Annotated in this window: 1 protein-coding gene; it reads right to left on the bottom strand. The window is 42.4% G+C overall.

Annotation, left to right across the window (positions count from 1 at the left end):
* Nucleotides 1-1,107, bottom strand: a 1,107-nt coding sequence (locus tag V7D82_RS13795) for a S8 family serine peptidase (RefSeq protein ID WP_333601525.1), incomplete at both ends; no start/stop codon positions are given.

Raw genomic sequence — 1,107 nt, 5'->3', positions numbered from 1 at the left:
ACCGCCGTTTTGAGCATAGTTAAATGTGAAAACAGCATTTTGTGTATCACAAACCGTGGCGTCAGTAGAATTAGAATTCAATGAAAAAGCAGAAGTGATTCCGGTTACTACCAGAGAAAAGCGTTGATTTCCTGACTGTATATTACCCTTGTGTGTTACTGTTATTACGTATTCTCCGGCAGATGGCGCATCAATTTTGATTAATTCCACATTGTCTACGTTATTGTCTGAAGTTCTCTCAGCCGGTGTTGTTGGGCTAACTAACTTCCAAGGGAAATAAGTAGTTCCGTTTTTGGTAATTCGGATGTCTAAATCATTAACCAAAACAGGAGTTGGATCATTCGCTCCGTTAGCTCCGTTATAAATCGGTCCAGGGAGATCTGTCCAAGTTATCGAGGCCATCAAAGGAGTTAAACCATTAGAGTTTACAGTCATCGTATAGCTTTGATGGTTACTCAGGTTTTCTTCAGAAACCCATGAAGTTAATCCATTATTGGTTAAGGTCTCAGCAGCTCTTTTGGCATTCAACAAACCCCAACCGAAAATACCATCCGGACCCACTGCACCCGCATCATCAGCTGTATGACAAGCTAACCCTTTTAAAGTGGCTGCTCGCATAAAATTTGTGGTTAAATTTCGGTAGTGTTGTTGCAACAAGGTTAAAGTTCCCGCTACATTGGGTGAAGCCATAGAGGTTCCTGTTAAAGTTGCGGTGGCTGTATTACTGCCACTGCTGGTTGAAGTCAAATTAGTTCCATTCCCGGTAATATCGGGTTTGATTCGCAAATCGTCTGTTGGTCCTTGACTACTGGACCCATTAATATTGATATTTCCTGAGACATTCCCGTCAGTACCAACTGAAACGTCCAAACAGTTGGCTACAACCAAAGTGTTTTTGGCGGTTTTATCACCCACAAGTTTATCATACCCAAAAGCTAAAGGTTCAGCATTATCATTGTTTCCACCATCATTTCCGGCTGACATAACCGGAAGGTAATAAGGGGAATTGTAGGCCACATCATCCCACTCATTGGCACCGAAGGTGTAGGAGCCGATAAACCAAGACGGCAAAACATTGCCATTGTTGGTAATGGGTGTTCCGTATGA

It is taken from the genome of Flavobacterium sp., from assembly GCF_036741995.1.
In the GTDB taxonomy this organism is placed as follows: domain Bacteria; phylum Bacteroidota; class Bacteroidia; order Flavobacteriales; family Flavobacteriaceae; genus Flavobacterium.
Note: the sequence above shows the minus strand (reverse complement) of the source record. Positions and strands in the feature narration are given on the sequence as shown.